This window comes from Candidatus Sulfotelmatobacter sp. (assembly GCA_036500765.1).
Lineage (GTDB): Bacteria > Acidobacteriota > Terriglobia > Terriglobales > Acidobacteriaceae > Sulfotelmatobacter.
In genome coordinates this window covers 1-22,293 of record DASYBM010000004.1, presented here as the reverse complement: position 1 = coordinate 22,293, position 22,293 = coordinate 1, and the positions used below count along the sequence as shown (strand labels likewise).

Here is a 22,293-nt window from a genome sequence, read left to right as displayed (position 1 = left end):
GCGACTCGCTCACTTATCCGGCAACTATTCGCCGAGGGGCCTAAGCCTCCTCACTTCCCGTTTTGTATTGACGCGGCATTCCGGCGCGATCAGAATCCACAGCTAGGAAGCTACCTTGAAGGGAGAATTCCAATGAAACCAAATCTAACGAGTTTGTATCTCGTGGTACTAATGGCGGGAGCGATTGTAAGTCAGGTCGCCATCGCCCAAACCACCTATGGAGGATCGTACTATTTGAATTTTTACAATTCGATCCCTCTGACCAATGGAAATACTTTTGGGACCGCTTACGTTTGGATCCCATTCCCAGACGTTAACGTGACGAATTTCTCCGTGGTCTTAACTGGAGGTGTGCTCTCCGGGTGCTCCGATAGCACGAACGTACCATACGCTTATATCGAGAATGGGAAGGGCCAGATAATTGCGACCGCGACATTCACAAATGGGGTGCAAAGCGTTTCGGTGCCGGTGTCATACACTGGAACCAATGATTATTTCAACCTTTTCGTTCAAATGCCTGGAAATTCGACGTGCACGATCTCGGGGAGCCTTGGAGGACTACAAAACCTACAGTTTGTTGCCGAACTGGAGTACCAATTAGGATCCGCGGACCTTCAGCCCCACGAAGCCACGTCTTACTTCCATATTCCTAACCCAGCGACAAATAAGACTATTGTAGCCGAATTCGACAATCCGCTCAGCCACGGATGGCAGCCGATCGCCGGGTCCTCTTTCCCTGGGATTTCCCTAGTTTACGATAATTTCGACAATGGTAGTAAGGATGTCGGATTTCTGCAAAACTGCACGAGCGCTTATTGGTACCTCGCCTCTGGTACACAAAGAACACCAAACGATGACTACGTCCCGGACACGGGCGTTATTGCCTGGGATCTTTTTAGTGGTCACTCAACAGCGGGCAACACACCTGTTGTGCTCAACAGTGTTTTTTCTACCACAGACGGTTGTGAGGACACAGTCGCGGAATACGTTCAATACCTGACCTATGCAGTTGACTCGAGCAATGCGGGGCCTTTTTATCTTACGAGCTTTGTAGAATTCGTAAATCCGGCAAGCGGACTTACTACGGTCGCATACTTTACTCCGCAAACCCAGACGGGATTAACGCTCCGTACCTTGCGCGGCGGGATCATCCAAGGGTTCGCTCCAAGTGGCTGCACGACGTACCCGACCTTAAAGGTTAAATCTGGGTCGACAATACTGGCGAGTGCACCGTTTTCGTCCTCGGGAGCCGATGCAGTTTGGACCGGCTCGGTTTCCGTTTCCTCAGGGTCGGAAATCAAGGTCGTGCTGGACCCTGGCTCAGGATGCACCACTCTGGGCCAATTTAACGTTATAGCTTCTTACAGTATTCCGTAGCGTAGCGCGGCGCGCCGTCTCGCCTTGATTGGCCTACGAGTTTCAGTCTAGAACGACGGGGCGGATGCCGAAAGCTTTCGGCATCCGCCCCGAATTTAGGGCTCGTGCTGCAACTAGTCGCCTGTACCCGTCACCGTAACCGACTGCGGCCCTGTAAGGTCCGGGTCGCCGATTAGCAAGGTCGCGCTCAAGGCTCCCGTTACTGTTGGCTTGAACGTGACGCTGAACGTGCATGACGAGTTGGCCGGAACGCTTGGCTGACAAGTGTTAGTCTGGGCGAAGTCGTTCTGACCGGACCAACTGACGCTGCTGATGTTCAGAGGAGTTGAGCCCGTGTTCTTGAAGGTGATCGTTTTCGCCGCACTCGTCGTTCCCACCTTCTGGTCGCCGAAATTTAGCGAGGTCGGGGTAATGCTGACCACGGTCCCAGTCCCGCTGATCAGCAAGCCTTGCTTCCCGAGCGTCAGGTTGCCGTAGTAGACCTGCGTCACGTGGTCCTGCTCGGAGGCGGTCGGGCTGTAGTAGATGGTCGAAGTACAACTGGCGCTCGGGAGCAGGGGCACCGTGTAGTTAAACGGCGGTCCGCCACCCGCACAGGTGCTGGTGAAACTGAAATCGCTCTGGTTTTGCCCTTCCAAATCGATGTTTGTGAAGTAAATGTTCACGCCGCTCTTATTGGTGAACGTATCGACCCTTCCGGCGCTCTTGGTGCCAACCAACTGATATCCCGCGAAGGTTATGGTTCGGGGCGCCAGGTAGATTGGGATATTGCCCTGTCCGACCCCCTGGACGGCGATGATGCTGCCGTTCGACGACTTAAACTGCATTTGCGCATTCGCCGCTTCCGACGCCGTGGGATCGAAGTACACCGAGTAGGTGCACGTTGCGCCGGCGGCAACCGTTGCGCCGCAAGTGGTGGTTTGCGAGAAGTCGGTCGGGTAGGCTCCCACCCAAGTCGGCGTGATCGTGGTGTAGGCCGTCGAGCCGCCGTTCTTTAGCGTGACTACCTTAGCCGAGCTCTTAATGCCGGAAGTCTGCGTTCCGTAGGCGAGCACGCTGGGAGTCAGCGAGATGACGTTGGCCGTCAGCGCCGAAACCACGTTCCCATTGAGATTGGTGGCTGCGATTTCGAGCTTGCCGCTGCCGTCGAAGTCCGCGATTGCGAGTGAGTTCGGCCCGGAATTGGTGGGATAAACTGACTCGCCTTTGAAGGTGCCGTCGCCGTTGCCAATCAGAAGCGACACGGTATTGTCGTTATAGTTGGCGGTGACGAGGTCCAACTTGCCGTCGGCGTTCATGTCCGCCGCGGCTACCATGACCGCATTGGCGCCAATCGCATACTCTTTATGATTCTGCAAGGTTCCATCGCCATTGCCCAGCAGGATGGAGACTTGCTTGTTCGAAGTGCCGACAGCGACATCCAGTTTGCCGTCGCCACTGAAATCGCCGATGGCCACGCTGTTAGCGCCGACCGCGGTCGGGAACGGAATCGGTCCCTGGAAAGTTCCATCGCCATTACCCAAAAGGATGGAGACGGTCGCGTCGGTATTGTTGGCTACCGCCAGGTCAAGTTTGCCATCGTCGTTGAAATCGCCAATCGCCACGCTGCTCGGACCATTGCCCGTGGCGTAATCCACGTGCGCTTTGAAGGTGCCATCGCCATTGCCCAGCAGAACCGCAACCTTGTTGTCGTTCAGATCGCAGACGATGATGTCCAGATGGCCGTCGCCGTTCACATCCGCCGTAGCCAGCGCCACAGGATGAGTGCCGGTGGGATACTCCACATGGGTTTGGAGGGTGCCGTCGCCGTTGCCCAGAAGCACGGTGATTTCGCTCTGAAATTCGTCTACGGTCGCGACGTCAACTTTGCCGTCGCCGTTGAAATCGCCGGTGGCGATCGCGATGGGATGTCCCGGAACCGGATATTCCACATGGGTGGGAAAGGTGCCTGTGCCGGAACCCAGCAACATGGACACGCTGTTGTTGCCGGTGGCCACGGCCAGGTCCATTTTGCCGTCGCCGTTAAAATCTCCGGCCGCAACCGCCTGAGGAGTAGTGTCGGTGGCGTAATCCAGCTTGCCGTAGGCTGCGGTGAAGCCGGCTTTGACAACGGCGAAATACGCCACATTCGACAGGCCGCCGCCGGGCGCAGGATTCGAGACGGTTACCGCGGCGGTTCCGGTCGTGGCCACATCGGTAGCCAGAATAGAAGCAGTCAGCTTTTCGCTCGATACAAACGTAGTGGTGCGGGCATTGCCGTTCCACTCCACCACCGCGCCCGAAACAAACCCGGTGCCGTTCACGGTCAGCGTGAATGCGGCCGCTCCCGGCGTTTTCTGCGCGGGCACCAGCGGAGCGTTGATCAGCGGAAGAGCATTGCCGGCCAGCGCTGCGGACGATCCCACCGCCAGGACCAACATCACCATCATGGTTAGCTTCAGATAAATGTTGAGGCGGTGTGAGATGCTTTTCTCAGGCAGGCTAGCGGCGGACTGTTGGCAGGATGTCACGAGTGTCTCCCTCTATTGCTTCTTTTTTGACGATATTGAGGCGGAGCCCTAAAGATCGCTCGGAAGGGCGGGGAGGGGAACGAAACCGAGTCGAGAGGGTAGTGTCGCCGGGTTCAACTTTACTGTCAAGATGAAGGAAATTGCATACTGAGCCTTTGGTTTGGGGAAGATAGCTAAAATTCCCGGGAGGGCTCTGTTGGTGAATTCGACCGGTCGACGGTCAGAGGACCAAATTGTCGATCGACTAGCGACGATCGACCTCATCAATAATCGAGATCATGCTCCGACTATCGTGCGGCCGACCCGCGCTGGAATCGCGTGATTCCCCTCTTCACCGCAAAAGAAATCGGCTGCAATCAAACATTTTAGGTCGTTTCCGTGGGAAAGAGTCGCAACTTTTTGCCGGCCCCGGGGTTATGATCGCACAGCGCTCGGGTTTGCAGGTAGTTGATCAAAACAAATCGAGGAAATATAACGATGTCGAAGAGCCCATCCCCCACATCGCACTCGAACACCTTCGTCAAATTCCTACAGCTGATCCTCCCTGTGCTCACGCTGGCTAGCCTGGTTGCCTGCGGAGGCGGTAGTTCTAACCGACCTAACAACGGCGGAGGCGGCGGCGGGAACGGCGCTGCCTGCGCCCAGCCGGTTCCATTTTCGACGTCTCCCAAGTCCCAAGGCGGGTTGACAAATGGAGCGGTGCCCGCCACGTTCATGGATTTGCACGTGGGCAGCAGCGGTCTATTGAACACGGTGACCGTCCCGTACGGCGGGCTGCGGTTGTGGGATACCGCTACGGGCTGGGCACAGATCGACACGGCATCTGGCCCCATTCCCGATGCCAATTGGGCAATCCTCGATGGCTTCGTCTCAGCTGCCCAAGCTAATAATGTAGACTTGCTGTATGACCTGGCCCGAACTCCGGCGTGGATCTCCAGCAACCCGAACGATAGCAGTTGCGCTTACAGTGACTCCACGGAAGGCGGCCCGGGACAATGCGATCCGCCGAGCGATCTGAACTCTGACGGCAGCGGCACGGATGCGGCCTGGATCGCATGGGTGACAGCAGTCGCTACACGCTATAAGGGCGAGATCAAGTTCTACGAAATCTGGAACGAGTGGAACGCTACGCTATTCTGGACCGGCACTCCCGCGCAGTTGGTGCGCCTGGAACAGGACGCACGGTGCGTAATCGAAGGACCACCAGCTGGCTTACTGTGCAATCCCAATAGCAAAACACTTCCGGCGTCGCCAATTGACACCAGCGCTAGAATCATTACGCCCGTGCCCGTCGGAACTGCGTCGACTCTCAATGCCGTCCAGACGAATCTCGCTACCTACTTTGGCACCCAAGTGCCACTCGGTACTGGGTATTTTGGTGGCCAGTTTGCCGACATTATCGGCTTTCACGGTTACGTGTCCTCCGGCATGAGTGGCCAGTGCCCGATTCCTGAGAACGTCATCGCGGTCATTGACGACATGAATACCGCGATTACAGCGGCACCCGGCGAGTCCGGCAAGCCCTGGTTCGATACCGAAGATGGATGGAGCAAAGCCGCCGACGAAGGATTCCTCGACCAGGATAGAGAGGCCGCATTCCTGGCCCGGTATGAGCTGCTCCAGTGGTCCATGGGCGTCGATCGCGGATATTGGTATCGCTGGGATAGTACCCAAGGTTATCAAGGGGCCCTTTGGACGAGCGGTACGGGAACGATAGAAGCGGTCGGAGCCTGGAACGAAGTCTCTAAGTGGATGGTAGGAGCTACATTGAGCGCCCCATGTACGGTGAGTCCGACCGGAAACGTCTGGACTTGTGGTTTTACGCGTTCCGGCGGGTACTCGGCCTTGGCGGTATGGAACGCCTCGCAGGATTGCCTCAACGGCAGCTGTCCAACGACCGTCTACACCGTACCCGCAGGCTACACGCTATATCGCGATCTCGCCGGAACGGAGACCAGCATCAGCGGCGGCACAGTTCCGATCGGTGCCAAGCCGATTTTGCTGGAGACGGCCACATTGCCATAAGGATTTGATGTCCGCCAAGACTAGAAAACCGTTCGAGTTGTGTCCTTGGGCTCTTTGCGTTCTTTGCGGCATTTCTTTGCGTCCCTTTGCGGTTAAGGGTGTTGATGTCGCCAATAGTCCGGCCAAAACCTGAAACCGCAAAGTGCGCGAAGAGAACGCCGCAAAGAACGCAAAGAGTTGATTTTACGAAACATTGATTTTACGAAACAAAGAAGCGGCCAGAAGGTGGCCGCTCTTTCGTTTCCTAGTTCTTTAGTTCTGTAACTTATTCCTTCTCAATCAACCGCGATCACGCTCACTTCAACCCGTTGGCGTCGCTCAAAATCCAAATATCCGATGTGGGATTCAGAGGATTTGTGCTGGTTTGTCCCCCATAGGTAATCATCTCGTTCAGAGTCGTATCGTACATTGCACTCTGGAAGCGGCGGGGTTGCCCGACAAGACTCTGAACCCAACTGGCAGCGCCAGCGTGCCCATTGGCTGCATCCAGAATCCAGACATCGGTGAGAATTTGCCCCCCGTGGTAACCGCCATAAATCGTCATGACGTTATGCACGCTGTCATAGGTGGCGCTGTGGCCGGAGCGCGTGGCCGGCCCTTTGTTGGAAGGCGTAAGCACCGACCACGCGGGAGTCCCGCCCGTGCCATTGGCGTTCGAGAGCAGCCAGATGTCGCCGAACTGACTGCTTCCGCCGGCATCTCCGCCGAACACAATGAGCGTATTCGTGGTGGAATCGTAGACCGCGCTGCTGCTCTCCCGCACGCCCGGAGGAGCGCCTGTGGGCGCCAGTTTGCTCCAGGCCGGCGTTCCGGTCACGGCGTTAGCATCCTTCAGGATCCAGATGTCGTTGTAGTAGGTGGTGTGGCAATCGTAACCCCCGAAGACGATCAGGGTATTGGTAACGGAATCGTACACCGAGGAATGCAAGGAACGAACCGGCGGCAGCGTGCCGGTCGGGCTTTCTTTGACCCAGACCGGCGAGCCACCCTTCGTATTGGCAAATTCCAGTACGTGATAGTCATTCACGCACGGCGCAGGATAACCGGTGGCGCCGCCAAAAACCATCATCCGGTCACTGCCACTGTCGAACAGGCCAGTGTGACCGAAACGTGCCGACGGTGCTCCTCCCGGCGGATGCAGAACCGTCCACTTCAAGTTGGAAGAAGCCGTGACCGCCGAAGCCTGCCAGTAGTCGGCAAAGTCATTGTTGGTCTTGGCGTGCTGGCCGCCGAAGACGAATACGCTGTCGGTCACGGTGTCGTAGAACGCCGATTGTGAGTAGCGCACGGCTGGTCCACCGAGAATCCATCGGGCGCCACCGCCGGTTACGCCATTGGCGTCGAATAGGGTAAAGGCATGCGAATTGGTGGAGAGCTTGTCGGCACTGCTGCTGCCGGCGAAGGAGAACATATTGTTCAACACAGGGTCATACACTGCGCTGTGGTATGCAACACTGGGCGCAGTGCCCGCGGTCCTCAGCTGCGACCAACTGGGAGTGCCCAACCCGTTGGGCGAGTTCAGTAGCCACGTATCGGAGAGCGTCACGCCGGCGTTCACTCCACCGAAAATGATCATCCGGTTGGTTGAGCTATCGAAGACGGCCGTTTGCCCGGTACGAGTGCCGGGAGCAGTACCGGCCGGATGCAATTGTGTCCATACCGGCGTCCCGCCCGTTCCGTTGGCATTCGACAAAACCCACACGTCGCCGAAACCGGTTCCCCCGGCATCGCCACCATAGATCGTCATAATGTTGTTGACCGAGTCATAGATAGCGCTGGCGCTCTCGCGCGCCGCTGGAGGTGTGCCGGAGGGCGACAGCTTGGTCCATCGCGGCGTGCCACCTTCACCGTTGGCGCTGCTCAGAACCCACACATCGTCAAAGTATCCCGTCGAACAATTATTGCCCCCGAATACAATCATTGAATCCGTGACGGGATCATAGACCGCAGAGGAATAAACTCGCGCTAGAGGCAGTGTTCCCGACGGGGACAACTCCCCCCACTGGGCCTTCCCGCTGCCATTGGCGTTATCGAGAATCCAGGAATCGTTGGCGCACGGCGCAGGCATGCCCTCCGCGCCTCCGAACATCGTCATACGATTACTGTTGGGGTCGTAGGTCGCCACCTGACCATAGCGCCCAACGGGAGGCGTGCCCGTGGGCAGCAATTGGGTGAACCGTTCGTTCTGATTGGAAGAGGTCACACCGAGCCACACGTCGTTCAGGTCGGTGTTGCTCGAGGTCTCCTGTCCGCCGAAAATAATCATTTGGGCAGTCGTCTGGTCGTAGACCGCGGTTTGCGAGTGGCGGGAAGGCGGACCGGACAGCGTCCAAACCTGAGCGTTCAGAAATGAAGCCACGCCCAGAAAAATAAACAGGAGGAGATAGCCAAATTTTTTCATGGTTGTCCGTTCGCATTCGTTAGAGAGTAAAGATGATCATCCGGAAGCGAAGGCAGTTCGAACACGCCTCCGAAAATATTTATTTGATTGTGGATCGGGTCATAGACCGCACTGGCAAAGCGGCGTGCCGGCGCCGTAGTGAGCGGGATAATTTGCGTCCACTTGGGAAGAACTCCGTTCCCGTTCGCATCGGAAAGCACCCAGGTGTCGTTTAATAGATGGGTGCCGTCGTATCCGCCGTAAATCGTCATCAGGTCGTTGGTGACATCGTAGGTCGCGGTGTGGCCGGAGCGTGCGACCGGAGCGCCGCCGGTAGGATTTGCTTGCTTCCACTGCGGCGTGCCCCCGGTTCCGTTGGCATGAAAGAGTATCCAGATATCGCCAAACGGCGCAGCGCCGGCATCTCCGCCATAAATCGTCAGCGTGTTGCTCGATGAGTTGTAAATCGCGGAACTGCTTTGCCGCGCGCTCGGGATCGTTCCAGTCGGCGTCAGCTTCGTCCATGATGGCGTACCCGTAATAGCGTTCGCATTGCTCAGGACCCACACATCGTTGTAATACGTCGACTGGCAATTGAAGCCACCGAAGACGATAAGCCTGTTGGTGGCCGGATCATAGACGCCCGAGTGGCGCATCCGCACTCCCGGCAACGTTCCGGTAGGAGTCTGGGCAACCCACGCCGGTTTGCCGCCTGTATTGTTGGCGGTAGTCATCACCCAATAATCGTTGACGCAAGGCGCGGGAAATCCCGTGGCTCCGCCGAATACCATCGCCCTATTATTCACGCTGTCATAAGCGGCCGACTGTCCCCAGCGCGCTTTCGGATGCGCGCCCTGCACGTTGATCGGGATCCAATTGATGTTGCTGGAATCATTCACGCCGTTGCTCTGCCAGTAGTCGTCAAAGTTGGTGTTGGTCTGCGCGTGCTCCCCGAACATTACAAACAGGCTGTTGCCGACAGCGTCGTAAAACATCGATTGCGAATAGCGCGCGGGCGGCCCGCCGCGCGTCCATGAACTGGTCCCCAGACCATTGGCGCTGCTCAGCGTAAAGGCGTGATCGTCACCCGCCAGCTTGGCTTCGCTGCTCGATCCGGCAAAAACATACAGGTCGTTCACCGAAGAGTCGTACACCGCACTGGCAAAGCCAACCGCCGGGGCAGTACCCTTGGTCGCGATTTGTGACCACGCAGGCGTGCCGCCGATGCCATTGGCGAAGGTCAATACAAAAGTGTCGGATCGCGTCTGCGACAAATGAAATCCCCCGAATATAGTCATGCGATCGTGCGTGCTGTCATAAGTCGCAGTCTGACCCGAGCGCGGAGCGGGCGATGTTCCGGTGGGCGATAGTTGCGTCCATACCGGAGTTCCGCCGCTGCCGTTGGCATTTGAGAGCACCCAGACATCTCCAAAATTCGCGGAACCCGCGTCCCCCCCGTACACCGTCATAACATTGTTTACGGGATCGTAAATGGCGCTGGCACTCTGGCGTGCCGCCGGAGGCGTGCCCGAGGGCGCGAGCTGCATCCAGGTCGAGCTGCCGCTTTCTCCGTTCGCGTCGCTCAATACCCACACGTCGTTGAAGTATCCGGTCGAACAATTACTGCCGCCGAATACGATCAGGGAGTTGGTATTTGGATCGTAGACACCGGTGTGATGCAAACGCGCAGCTGGCGGGGCGCCTGCTGCGGAAATCGGAATCCACGTAGACGTGCCATTCTGGCCGTTGGCGGCGTCGAGGATCCAGGCGTCGTTCACGCAAGGACCGGGCCGTCCCGTGCCCCCACCAAAAACTGTCATGCGATTTGTGTTGGGGTCGTAGGTGGACACATGCCCGAATCTGCCTGATGGGATGGAACCAGTCGGCGACAGGCTGGTGGACGTGACAAATTTCGAAGTGCCGGTATCGACCAGCCAGACATCATTGAGATCCGTGCCGGTAGTGCTGTCCTGCCCGCCGAAGATAATCATCTTCTTCGTGACCGGATCGAACACAGCCGTATGCGCGAAACGCGCCGCCGGGCCATATTGCGTCCAGACCTGTGCCTTTGCGATGGGATCGGGAAAACAAACAAGAATGCAGAGTGTCAGGGGGAAGCTCGCGGACGCGAGTGCTCTCCACATCTTCATGAGTTGACACTCCTGGGCTTGAAGAACGTGTCGTGTGTCCGCGAACGGAGGCTCAGATGCCTCAGGGGATAGGCATCGCCGCATGCTCAAAAAATCACACGAATCGAAGCGTCTTAGTCTGGCCGAGGGCCGTTCGGGTGTCAAGATGAAGGAATTTGCATCTTGACGCGCGTTGGCTCCAGACCTATTCTGCCTAGACGTGTAGCGCTTGCTGCAGTAGTCCCCCACAAGGCCCTACCCAGTGACACCCCCGGACGTAGCCCAGGCTGCGCCCGTATTTCGGAGGGCTTCCTTGACCCGGCCATATTCTTTTTTCTTTTTGAGAACACTGATTTTATTGTCTCTGGGCACCCTGCTGGCGATTTCTGCGACGGCGCAAAAATGGAATCGCTACGGTCCCGGCACCCGCAGCCAGTCGACTGCCATTTACGATTCCTCGACCAACCAAATGATTGTTTTTGGAGGCCAGCACACTCCCACTGTCACTGACTTCCACGACGTGTGGGCAGTGAAGAATGTGATTTCCTCGGGAGCGACCGCCGACAACCTGAACTGGATCGCGGTCCCAACAGCCGGACTTCCGCCGCACGATCGCTTCGGACACACCGCCGTTTATAACCCCACCTCGAATCGAATGATCGTTTTCGGCGGCGGCACCGGCTTCCCCGGACCCTGCGTCAATGACCTCTGGATTTTGAAGAATCCGAATTCGGTCGGGGGTACCGCCACATGGTCTCAGCTCGTCGCTTCCGGAACCCTGCCGCCGATCCGCGAGGGACATACCGCGGTATATGACCCCAGCGCAAACACGATGGTGATCTTCGGCGGCACCGATTGCAGCGGGCACTACTACAATGATTTGTGGATACTCACGAATGCCGACGGCTCAACCGGCACGCCGACCTGGGCTCAGGCGCAACCCCTTGGCACCGCACCCGGCGGCCGCTCCCAGGCCAGTGCAATCTATGATTCCGTCCATCACGTCATGACCGTTTTCGCCGGCGGCGGCGCATCGAAGTTTAACGACGTCTGGACCCTGGCCAACGCCACGGGAACCACCGGAACTCCCACCTGGACCGAACTCTCGCCCAGCGGCACCGCGCCGATCGCACGCAGCGGACAGGTCGCCATCTACGATTCGGCGAATAATCGCATGGTGGTGCACGGTGGAATGAGCGGCAGCTCGAGAAATGACACATGGATTCTTAGCGATGCAAACGGCATCGGAGGTAGCCCAGCGTGGACGCAATTGACGCCTACCGACACCGCTCCCTATCGTGCCAGCGACAGCGTGATCTACGATCCCGTCTCCAACACGATGGTGATTTTCGGCGGCACCAGCCAGCTTCCGCTGACCTTTACCGACGATCACGTATTCTCACTGACCAACGCTAACGGATTAGGATCTGGATCCACATGGTCGCAACAGGGTCCCGCGCCACGGGGTCACCCGAGTGCTGGCTATGATGCGGCCACCGATCAGATGATCGTATTCGGCGGACAGACTGCTTCCTCCGGAGTCGGCCCGCTGAACGATGTCTGGTCCGAAGTCGGCGTTGTGGCGGCTGGCCAGGCGTCTTCCGTCGGCACCAATTGGGTGCAGGTTTTTCCTTCGGGCACGCCTCCCGCTCCTCGCTTTGGACAGACCGGAATCTACGACTCCAACAGCAATCGCATGATTATTTTTGGCGGCGGCTCCAGCACCACCAGCTGCCTGCGTGACGTTTGGCTTCTGGACGACGCAAACTCAGCTAATGGCACGCCGGACTGGATCAGCGTGACTCCATCGGGCACGGAGCCTTCGGCTCGCATGAACCAGACTGCGGTGTACGACCCGACGAAGAATGTGCTGATCGTTTTCGGCGGCACGAATTGCGCCTCCGGATATTTTCAGGACGTCTGGGTGCTTACCAATGCCAACGGGGAAGGCGGAACGCCCACCTGGACGAAGCTGAATACGGCGAATACGCCTCCGGCGGCGCGCGAGAACAGCAGCGCGATTTACGATTCGGTTAATAATGTTTTGCTGATCTACGCGGGCGATGCCGGCGGGGCCGGCTTCTCTGACGTGTGGGCCCTCTCGAACGCCAATGGGCAAGCGGGAACGCCACGGTGGCGCGAGTTTTCTCCGGCGGGCACACCTCCTAACGGTAGAACCGGCCAGAGCACGGTATATGATTCAGCGCATAACCGCATGATCATGTTTGGGGGCATTAACGCCATCAACGGCACCCGATTCCTATACGACTCCTGGATCCTCAGCAATGCCAACAGCCTGGGCGGGACTCCTACCTGGACCGCCGAAACTGTGAGTGGTACCGCACCGGAGCGCTACTTCCATGCCGCGTTTTACAGCACTGCCGACAACGACTTAGTAGTGTTTGGCGGCGATAGCCAGATCGGCACCGAGGATCATATCTTCATCCTGTCCAGCGCCAACGGACTGAAGTAAATTCGCACAATTTTTTTAGAGGGCAGCGCCAGCTGCCCCCTTATTTTTTTGCAGTTCCATCCCCCAGTGAAGTCGCATCCCGGTCCACACTTGATCTGTAATGTATGATTCTGGAGTCTCGCGACAAACTTGAGCGATGTAAATAGAAGCTTAGCGCGCGATGGCGCAAATGATTTTTCCCGGGATGACTTCCCTGCCGATGGCCGCACGTTCCTCTGAGACCAGCGCCCGATCCGGCCCGCATTTCCGCTACACCACTGCGCAACTTTCCAGTCTGATCGTGGCAATTGCCGCCCTGCTCTATGCGCTACTGGCAGGGTTACACACGCTGCAAGATTTCGATCTCGGCTGGCAACTGGCCACCGGCCGCTGGATTGTGCAGCATCACCGAATTTTTTCTACGGATGTCTTCTCCTACACCGCCGCCGGCCAACCGTGGATTTATCCAGTTCTGTCGGGCATTGCCTTCTACCTCGCCTTTCTCGGTGGAGGATACGCTCTTCTTTCGTGGATGGGTGCGCTCGCCTGTGCGGGCACGATTGCGCTCCTGTTGCGCCGCGACAGTATCATCACTTGCGCTCTCGCCGTGTTGGCGGCGCCCCTGATCGCGAACCGGACTCAGCCTCGTGCTGAGATGTTCACCACGATTTTATTCGCCGCATTCCTCAGTCTTTTGTGGCGGCACTATCGCACCGGCCAATCGCATACTGGCGGATCCCCGGCAAGCCATTCTCGACTGTGGCTGCTTCCGATTCTGATGGTTGCCTGGGTAAACCTGCATCTTGGTTTTGTCGCCGGCCTCGCGATTTGCGGGGCCTATGTCGCGCTGGAAACTCTGGAAATGCTATCCGCTGCAAAGCGCCACGACGCACTATCCCGATTGCGGCGCGCATGCCCGTGGCTGGCTCTTACCGCTTTGGCAACGTTCGTGAATCCCTGGGGAGCTTCAATTTATCAGGCTTTGATTCGGCAAGAGAGCGCACAGCGCTTTCACTCTACATGGATCGTCGAATGGGGAAACATTCAACCCTCCTGGGCGAGCCTGCATCAGGCGCTCGATTGGCGCGATCCGCAGAGTTGTTTCTGGTGGCTGATCTTTGTCGTTCTGCTGAGCACCTGTGCCGCCATCTGGCGGCACCGCTGGGGAACGGCTCTGTTATTGGTAGCATCCGCATATTTCACGATTCGCCACGTACGGTTACAAGCTCTGTTTGCTTGCATTGTTGTGGTAGTTGGCGGCGCCATGCTCGATGAATTCAGCAACGATGATGCTAGAAACGAGAAGACAAAGAAAGAGCCTGCGAATGCAGCTGGGTCGATGAAGGTCGCGACCCTAGCAATCCTCCTGGTGACGATCGTGGTGACCGTTCTCGCCGCCGTTCGCTCCAGGGATCTGATTTCCAATGGTTACTACCTGCGATCGTCGCAGCTGTCGCTGTTCGGGACCGGGCTCTCATGGTGGTTCCCCCAACGCGCGACACAATTTCTACTCCACGAAAGATTGCCCGGCAAAGTGTTCAATACCTACAGTCTGGGCGGCTACCTCACGTGGCGTTCACCTGACTATCCGGATTACATTGACGGCCGCGCGCTCCCTTTCGGTCCCCAGCTTTTCTTTCGCGCGTACGAATTGAGTGTGGCGCCTCCCGATTCACCAGCCTGGCAACAGGAGGCCGAGGCCCGCGATATCAATACGATCATTGTTCCGCTGGGGCGTTATGAAGGCATGACCTTGTTTCCGCAACTCCACGCTTTTTGCCGAAGCCAGTCCTGGCGTCCGGTTTATCTCGATGAAGTCTCCGCCATCTTTATGAGGCACACTCCCCAGACTTCCGCGCTGATCGATCGCTTGCAGATCGATTGCGACAAGATTTCATTGAGCGTGCCCGCGGGCCTCGACGCGCGGCAATCCGCCAGAGCGAGGGCGGAACTATTCAACTTCCTGGCCAACGCCGGCGGAGTTCTCTACAGCCTGGAACGCTACCCGGAAGCTCTCTCTTACCTTGATCGCGCGCAATCGATTTTCAGTAACAATGCCAACCTGCATTTTCTACGCGCGCTGGTGCTGCAACAGAGCGGCCGCCCCGCTGAGGCCGAAAATGAATTTCTCACCAGCCTCCGTCTGGAACCGAACGACGAGACCTGGTTCGATCTCGGCATTTTTTATATGACCCAAAAACGCTATGCCGAAGCGGCAGAAGTTTTCCGGCAGTCTGCCGAGTCGTCTTCGCGTCCACACGAAATGTGGATGATGCTGGGCCAGGCCGATTTGCAACTGCATCAGCCGGAACCAGCGCTGGCGGCCTTTGACAAAGCCGTAGGCACGAGTCCATTTGGCGGCGAAGGCGAAGCGCTCGGCGCCAGCTTCAATTCGCTGATCGCCACTGGCCGCGCCAAGGCCTGGTATCAATTGGGAGATTTGCCGCGGGCGGTCAGCTTTCAGGAAGAGGCGGTGAAGCTGGCGCCCGGTGATGCCAAGCTCTGGCTGGGCTTAGCCGATTTATACGAGGCGCAGGGGAGAACTACTAAAGCGGCCGAGGCGCGGCTTCGAGCAACGCAGTAACTTAACATGGGTGAGCAGCCTATTTCGTGATTTGAAATGCAGGGTTGCTGTTGAGCGTACCAGCGGCTGTAACGACCGAAACTGCACCGCTGGTTGCGCCCGTGGGAACCGTTGTGGTGATCTCGGTATCGGAGGCGACTCTAAACGCGGCTGGCGTACCGTTGAACGTGACGTTGCTTGATCCCGTCAGTCCGCTGCCGAGGATGATGACGCGTTCCCCAACTCTGCCCGCCACCGGTACGGTTTTCACCATGGGGCTGAGGTTGTTCGACAGGCTGAAAACGTTACCGGGTACAAGGTTTTCCCCACCAGTCGTGGTTCCGTAGATGGTGCCGTTGGTGGCTTGAAACAACCACCCGTCCGGAACGGTACCAGTGCCGCAACTGAGGTCGCAAAAGCTGTAGATTGATGTGAAAACTCCTGCGGGAGTGATCTGGAAGATTGCGCCATTTCCCGTTGCTCCTCCTCCCCATGTCATCCCATACAGATTGCCATCGCTGGCCACCGTCAATCCCGCCACAGGCCAAGCTCCGTCCGTATTGTTGAAGCTGTGCAAGACGACGTATTGATTGCTCGATGTGATCTCGAATACGGTCCCGTAGTTGAAATCGCCGCCATTGGAGGTTGTGCCGAAAAAATTCCCGTTGGCATCCTGCACAATCGTGGTCGGCACCCAGCCCTCGATGCAGGCATAACAAAAGCTGTGGATTACTTTGTATTTCCCGGCTGGGGTTATCTCGTACACGACACCGTATCCGCTAGTTCCCCCGTAGGTTGTAGCGCCATACAGGCTTCCGTTGCTGGCCTGGATGGGCGGGAAATATGGAAATTTGCCGTCTGCACAATTCGCCTGGGCACAAAACGTGTACAGCAACTTGAACTTGCCGGCTGAACTGATTTCGAAGATCGTGCCGCCATTGAAATTTCCCCCGTATGCTGTCGTGCCGTAGAAATTCCCGTCGCTAGCTTGGATGATGCCGCCGGGACTCGAACCGTCAAGGCATGACGAAGTGGTACAGAAGGTGTAAAGAGTCGTAAGCTTGCCGCGCATCGTCATCTTGTAGAAGGTACCCTGGCCAGCGTTGCCGCCACCATACACGACTCCGTAGAAGTTTCCGTCGCTTCCGACAATGGGTCCTGAGCGTGGATCTGCTCCATCGGCGCAGTTTGGCGTGGAGCAAAAATCATAAAAAGAGCTAAGCTTACCTGCGGGCGTTAATTTGAAGACATTGCCAGACCTGTTCACGCCGCCATTTTCAGTCACGCCATAGAAGTTTCCGTCAGTTGCTTGGACCACCGCCCCTTGCGGGAAGTACCCGTCATTGCCATTGAAGTCGGCGAGGTTGGTAACCGTTTGGGCTTGAGCGCACACAGCGAGGGCGAGGATGATCGTCGCACAAACAAGTGCGAGGCCAGGATTGGGCCGAGACTTCGAAGTCTTCATTTCCAAGAACCCCTCAGGCCTCGTTAACTACGGCAAAACACCAAAAAGCGGGCGCTGAAAACGGAACCGGCATGCCGCGTCCTAACCACCTGTTTACTGTTTGTTATTACGGACGAAGGACCTTCTTCTGCCGGGCAACGACTGACCTCTGCTCCCACATTCTCCTCGCCCGACGGGATCTCCCTTACAGCGACCGCAGGAAGTTCACCAGATCCTGCTGGTTCTTCGGGCTCAGGTTGTTGAAGTTGGTGATGCTCTGGTTCGCTTCCGACGCCGGATACGAGCCGTTGCCCAGGCTATAGTGATCTTCAATCGCCGTCACGATGTTGCTGGTGCGGCCATCGTGCAGAAACCACAGGCGCTGTCCAATCCCCCACAGCGGCGCGGTCCTGAATTCATCCGGACCAGCCTGCCCTTGCGGAAGTCCATCGGCTAAACCCGGGCCCATGTGGTGCACGATAAGATCGGAATATAGATTGATCTTGATGTCTCCGAGCGCCGGACGCGAGGTCGCGGGCGTCGTAAACGAAGTGGTGTGGCAGTAGACGCAGCCCGCGTTGGTGAACTGCACTTTCCCGTTATTGGTGGAGGTGGTGGCCTTAGCGGGCGTCGGCGGAGTCAGCCACTGGATGAAATATTCCGTGCGCTCCGCGTCGGCAGGGAACATTTCGGTCAGGATGCCGGGCGTGAAGTTGGTAACGGTTTCCGGTACGGGATTGAGAACGCAGCCCGGAGTCTGATCGATTTCGTTGGGGAACGTCTCGTTGGTGACGCCCATTTCCACATTCATCTGGTTCGCCGCCATCAGCAGCGTAGACCGTACCTGCGCCTTCCACCCAAAACGCTGAATGCTGCCATCGTTGCCGCTGTAATTCGGATGCCCGGTAATTCCCAGCGAGGCTTTCTTCGTCAGGTTGGCATTCATGTTGTTAACGATATCGATGTTGCGGATTACCTCAATCAGTCCGTCTCCATAGGTCGGAGGCACTTGCCGGAGCACCAGATTACCGGTTGATTGCGCGGTCACGAAATCAGGTTGCTGAATGTTGCAACCGGCGGCATCGGTGCGGCCCGTAATTGTGAACAGTTGGTGCACGGTGCCGTCCGGAGTGGTCGTGCCCGGCTGGTTGATGAAGCGCGCCTCGAGGATCGGCCCGCTCGAGCTTTCGAACGACGGCATGGTGTTCTGCGCACCGTTGGAAGTGTAGATATTGAACAGCGGATTCGTCGGCGGGCTCGATCCACCGACTGCCGGATAGGCGTGGCAACTGGCGCAGGAATTCTCATTGAATCGCGGCCCCAGGCCGCCGTCCGTCGGAGAAGTAACGATCACGTCATGCGTGCGGTTGAACTCGGTGGTGATGCTGGGCTCGATCTGCTGCTCATTCGCGCTCAGCGTCGAAAGGAAACTGCCGGCATCGGCGGGCAGCGGCCGCGGTCCGGGATCGGTCGCGGCGACACTCGGAGGCGGAGCGACGTTGGTCCGAGATGAAGGGGCAGAGCTCGGCTTGGTCGCCTTGGAACTCCTTGGGAAGTAAGCCGCCGCTGCCGTGCATACCGCCAGCAACAGCACCGCCGGCAGCGCCACGCGCAGCATCTTCGATTTGTTCGATTGAGCGTGCATATTGTTCGTTTCTCCCGACATATTCTTCCCCTTCGCTTTGGCCCTTCGTCTCCGTAACTTCGTCTTGATCGTGCCCCGAACGCTTACAACGACCGCAGGAAGTTAATCAGATCCTGCTGATTTGTCGGCGACAGCGCGTTGAAATTGTTGATTACCTGATTCGCTTCCGAATTGGGATATGTTCCATTCCCCAAACTGTAGTGATCCTCAACCGCCTGCACGATGTCTTTGGTGTGGCCGTCGTGCATGAAGCTGATTCGCTGACCGATACCCCACAGCGGAGCGGTACGGAATTGATCCCCCGTGGCGTTGCCTTGAGAGACGTTATCCGCGTTGGCAGGTCCCATATCGTGAACCAGCAGATCGGAAAACAGATTCGCCTGCACCTGGCTCAATGCTGCGATGGAAGCCTTCGGCGTGGTGAATGAGTTGGTATGGCACATATTGCAGCCGATAGTGTTGAATTGCACCAGGCCGTTGGCAGTCGACTGGGTCGGCGGCACCGGGGTTGGCGGCGCCAGGAAGCGCATGAACAGCGAGAAGCGCTCCAGATCGCTCGGGAAATTTACCGGAATCTTCGGAGCTTCGCCGGTATCGTTGCGATCGTCGGGAACACCCTTGGTCTTGTTGGTTCCCGGAGGCACCGGGAACGGCGGCAGGCAGCTCGGAATCGACTCGTCGTTTTCGCTGGGGAAGGCTTCGTCGCTCACGCCTTCTTCCACGGTGTAGGCTTCACCCGAGAAGTAAAGCAGCGACTTGTTCTGCGCCTTCCAGCCGAAGCGCGTGATCGTGCCGTCATCGTCGCTGTAGTTCGGATGGCCAGAGATGCCCAGCGACTGCTTCAGGGTCAGATTGGAATTCATGTTGGCCAGGATGTCGCTTTCCTGGATCAGTTCCATGAGTCCAGTTCCAAACGTTGGAGTGACCTGCCGGAAAATGATGTTGTTCTGCTGCTGCGCCTGCGTGAAATTCGGCTGGACTTCTGTCGTGCATCCCGGCGCATCGGTACGATTGGAGATCGTAAACATCTGGTGCACGCCGCCGTCCGGGCTCACCAGGTCTGACTTGTATGGGAAGCGCGCGACAATCACCGGCCCCGTAGGCGTAATGAAATAAGGCATGGTATTGGTCGCGCCCTGCAACTGGTAGATGTTGAACAGCGGATTGTTCGGCGGACTCGAACCGCCCACTGCCGGATACGCGTGGCAGCTATTGCAGGAATTGGAATTGAAGCGTGGCCCCAGGCCTACCGTCTTGACCAGCGGTCCACCCGCGACAAAGTTGACCTCAGTAAAAATCTGGGTCAGCCGCGTGGTGATCGCGTTCTGATTCGCCGTCAGATTCGAGTAGAAGTTGCCGGCGTCGGCGGGCAGCGGGCGCGGACCGGGGTCTGTGGCCAGCGCTGAACCGTGCACCACTGCCGGCCGCGACAATAGCACGGCCGCAGACGCAGCCAGCAAAGCGGCCAGCGCGAGATAATAAGGAACATGTCGCCGGGGTTTCATTCCCGAGTGGTCTTGGCTAGAAGAATCATCGAATCTGGGCATGGGATATCCAACCTGTGTTCGCCGAGGTGCTATTCCGTTTGAGCTGCTTTTTAGCAGCGATACTACGAGGGAGTTGTAGGGGGGTAGAGTTTCCAGCTCAATCTACACGTCAACTCACCGTACGGTAGTACAGGGCAAAAAAAGTGTCAATGAGAGGATCGACTCCGTGAAGAATTTTGCATACGTTCGTCTTTCCCGTGGCCCCGAAATGCACCAACTGCTAATATACGGGGCGGGGATAACCCTTTGAACAATAGCCCTAAAGTGCCATTTACCGGGTGCCAGCGCCCTAATACCTTCTCTCTAGACGCTTCGTCTCGGAAAAGGGACGAATTAAGTCGGATCAGAGACTAACGGCTGATGACTTAGGTTTGCTATCCAGTCCCCCTCAACATCTTGCTAAAACCGTTGTTTACCGCAATCGTGATACTGACGAACGAAGGACTCCTAAACGTTTTCTTACTCCAGGCTCTCCCATCATGGCGCAATTGACCAGCTTTCCTCAACAAGATCGGATTCGCGTCCTCGCCGCCGATAACACGTCCATGAACACCCAGTTGCTGGTGGAGACGCTGGGCCGCGACGGGCAGTTCAATGTGGCCAGCCCGGTGTCGAAAGATGCCGAAATCCTCTCCGTGCTCAAGCGCGAGCGCTCCCATATTGCGCTGATCAGCGCGCGCCAGGGAATGGACGCGCGCGGCGGCTTTACACTGAGCCGGGAGGTTTGCAACGTTTCGCCCGGCACCCGGGTCATTATGCTCTTGGACTCTTCCGAGCGTACGCCCGTGATCGAAGCTTTCCGCGCCGGAGCGCGCGGCGTTTTCTGCCGCACCGAGTCGCTCAAGTTGCTGGCCAAGTCCATTCGCTGTGTCCACGAGGGCCAGATCTGGGCCAACAGCACTGAACTGCAATACCTCCTGGAAGCGATGTCAGAACCCGTTCCCATGAAATTCCTCAGCGCCAGCGGGGATGCGCTTCTGTCGGCGCGGGAAATCGATGTCGTGCGCTGCGTGGCGGAGGGACTCAGCAACCGCGAAATCGCACAGCGCCTGAATCTCAGGGAACACACTGTCAAGAATTACCTGTTCCGCATCTTCGACAAGCTGGGAGTTTCCAGCCGGGTTGAAGTTGTTCTTTATGCCCTCGGCAATCATGCATCCGCGGATCATGCATCCGCGAATCACGCATCGCACAATCATGGATCGGCGAATCATGGGTCGGCGAATCATGGATCGGCGAGTCATGGATCGGCGGACAAGACCGACCCGGCCGCGAAGCTGGATCCCGTCGTCGCCTCCAGAAAAGAAGCCCCCTCAGCCGCCATCGCTTCTCGCACGGAGTTGCCGGTGCGCGTTGTGCGCCGCTGACTTTTCTGCGTTAGCCCAGCTCCGCTGAGCCTTTCTCCGCCGCAAATTTCTCCGCTTACCCACTTCGCGTCCCGGTTACCGGCACGTTACCAACCACATTAGACCAGTCATGTTACCCTCTGCACGCAATTAGCCTCTGGGTTTCGGCGCATGCATGTACTTTTACCCGGCCGCCAATTGGCCGTCGGGTATCTGTCCGCAGCAGCCCGGCCTGTCTACTGTCTACCTCAGGACGTTGTGCATTTGCAGCGTCCACTTGAACCCCCATTCGAGGTAAGACAACAATGAGGTCCGACGCACGTCCCCCAGTTCGGAATCAGCGCTACTCCAACGTTCTTTCATTCGTTGGCCTGGCCGCCCTTCTACTGTGCGTTACATGGTTGACCGGCTGTGCCGGAGTTTCCGCCGCCGGCTCGGGAGACACCACGACTCCGCACCTCTCCGGCCGGCTTTCTTCTGCCACCATGGGCCTACCGTACAACGGAACCATCAGCGTGATCGGCGGAACTGCGCCTTACGCTTTCAGACTCACGTCAGGGTCGCTTCCCACGGGCCTCACTCTGAGCCCAAATGGGGGAACGATCTCTGGAACTCCCGGCAAGAGCGGAGTCTATAACTTCGCCGTCGGAGTCGCGGATTCTAAGAACTCCGAGGGGTCGCAATCGTTTCAGATTACCGTCAATACTGTCGGATCTATTAATGTGACTGTCAGCCCCGCCGTCACGTCGGTTTCATCGTCAGGAACGCTACAGTTTACCGCCGCGGTGGCGAACAGCTCCAACGTTGCCGTGACCTGGTCGGCCTCAAGGGGTACGATTTCCAGCAGCGGTCTGTATCAGGCGCCCTCGGTCAGC

Annotated in this window: 12 protein-coding genes; 6 read left to right on the top strand and 6 right to left on the bottom strand. The window is 57.5% G+C overall.

The genetic code is table 11. From position 1 onward, the window contains the following. Positions 1–132: 132 nt before the first annotated feature. Positions 133–1,377 (top strand): hypothetical protein, encoded by a 1,245-nt coding sequence (locus tag VGM18_02865; protein ID HEY3971915.1) that lies wholly within the window; start codon positions 133–135, stop codon positions 1,375–1,377. A gap of 113 nt (positions 1,378–1,490) precedes the next feature. Here the strand turns inward: VGM18_02865 and VGM18_02860 are convergent, their stop codons facing one another. After that, entirely contained in the window at positions 1,491–3,887 is a 2,397-nt protein-coding gene (locus VGM18_02860) for an FG-GAP-like repeat-containing protein (protein ID HEY3971914.1), read from the bottom strand. Between the two features lie 477 nt (positions 3,888–4,364). On the opposite strand from VGM18_02860, the gene VGM18_02855 reads away from it, so the two are divergent. Then, the gene (locus VGM18_02855) at positions 4,365–5,912 is read left to right on the top strand and encodes a hypothetical protein (GenBank protein HEY3971913.1); all 1,548 of its coding nucleotides are present in this window, start codon (positions 4,365–4,367) and stop codon (positions 5,910–5,912) included. A 295-nt stretch (positions 5,913–6,207) separates the two neighbouring features. On the opposite strand, the gene VGM18_02850 is transcribed toward VGM18_02855, so the two are convergent. Together VGM18_02850 and VGM18_02845 are read right to left on the bottom strand one after the other, a co-directional pair. After that, on the bottom strand, positions 6,208–8,313 hold the full coding sequence (locus tag VGM18_02850; protein ID HEY3971912.1) for a kelch repeat-containing protein: 2,106 nt from the start codon (positions 8,311–8,313) through the stop codon (positions 6,208–6,210). Next, positions 8,310–10,442: a kelch repeat-containing protein gene (locus tag VGM18_02845; GenBank protein HEY3971911.1), complete on the bottom strand. Its 2,133-nt coding sequence runs from the start codon at positions 10,440–10,442 to the stop codon at positions 8,310–8,312. Before VGM18_02845 ends, VGM18_02850 begins: the two co-directional genes overlap by 4 nt. Positions 10,443–10,761: 319 nt before the next feature. Between VGM18_02845 and VGM18_02840 the strand changes: the two genes are divergently transcribed. Then, a complete protein-coding gene (locus VGM18_02840) occupies positions 10,762–12,894 on the top strand; it encodes a kelch repeat-containing protein (protein HEY3971910.1) in 2,133 nt (710 codons plus the stop codon). 160 nt (positions 12,895–13,054) lie between these two features. Then, positions 13,055–15,457: a tetratricopeptide repeat protein gene (locus tag VGM18_02835; GenBank protein ID HEY3971909.1), complete on the top strand. Its 2,403-nt coding sequence runs from the start codon at positions 13,055–13,057 to the stop codon at positions 15,455–15,457. A gap of 19 nt (positions 15,458–15,476) precedes the next feature. Here the strand turns inward: VGM18_02835 and VGM18_02830 are convergent, their stop codons facing one another. The 3 genes from VGM18_02830 to VGM18_02820 all read right to left on the bottom strand — a co-directional run bounded on the left by VGM18_02830 (position 15,477) and on the right by VGM18_02820 (position 20,030). Then, the gene (locus VGM18_02830) at positions 15,477–16,901 is read right to left on the bottom strand and encodes a choice-of-anchor tandem repeat GloVer-containing protein (GenBank protein ID HEY3971908.1); all 1,425 of its coding nucleotides are present in this window, start codon (positions 16,899–16,901) and stop codon (positions 15,477–15,479) included. Between the two features lie 184 nt (positions 16,902–17,085). After that, on the bottom strand, positions 17,086–18,546 hold the full coding sequence (locus VGM18_02825; GenBank protein ID HEY3971907.1) for a di-heme oxidoredictase family protein: 1,461 nt from the start codon (positions 18,544–18,546) through the stop codon (positions 17,086–17,088). Positions 18,547–18,608: 62 nt separating this feature from the next. After that, positions 18,609–20,030 (bottom strand): di-heme oxidoredictase family protein, encoded by a 1,422-nt coding sequence (locus VGM18_02820; protein ID HEY3971906.1) that lies wholly within the window; start codon positions 20,028–20,030, stop codon positions 18,609–18,611. Between the two features lie 521 nt (positions 20,031–20,551). Between VGM18_02820 and VGM18_02815 the strand changes: the two genes are divergently transcribed. Both VGM18_02815 and VGM18_02810 read left to right on the top strand, forming a co-directional pair. Beyond that, positions 20,552–21,439, top strand: a complete 888-nt coding sequence (locus tag VGM18_02815) for a LuxR C-terminal-related transcriptional regulator (GenBank protein ID HEY3971905.1) — start codon at positions 20,552–20,554, stop codon at positions 21,437–21,439. A 284-nt stretch (positions 21,440–21,723) separates the two neighbouring features. Further along, the coding region (locus VGM18_02810) for an Ig domain-containing protein (protein HEY3971904.1) at positions 21,724–22,293 on the top strand (570 nt) is incomplete at its 3' end.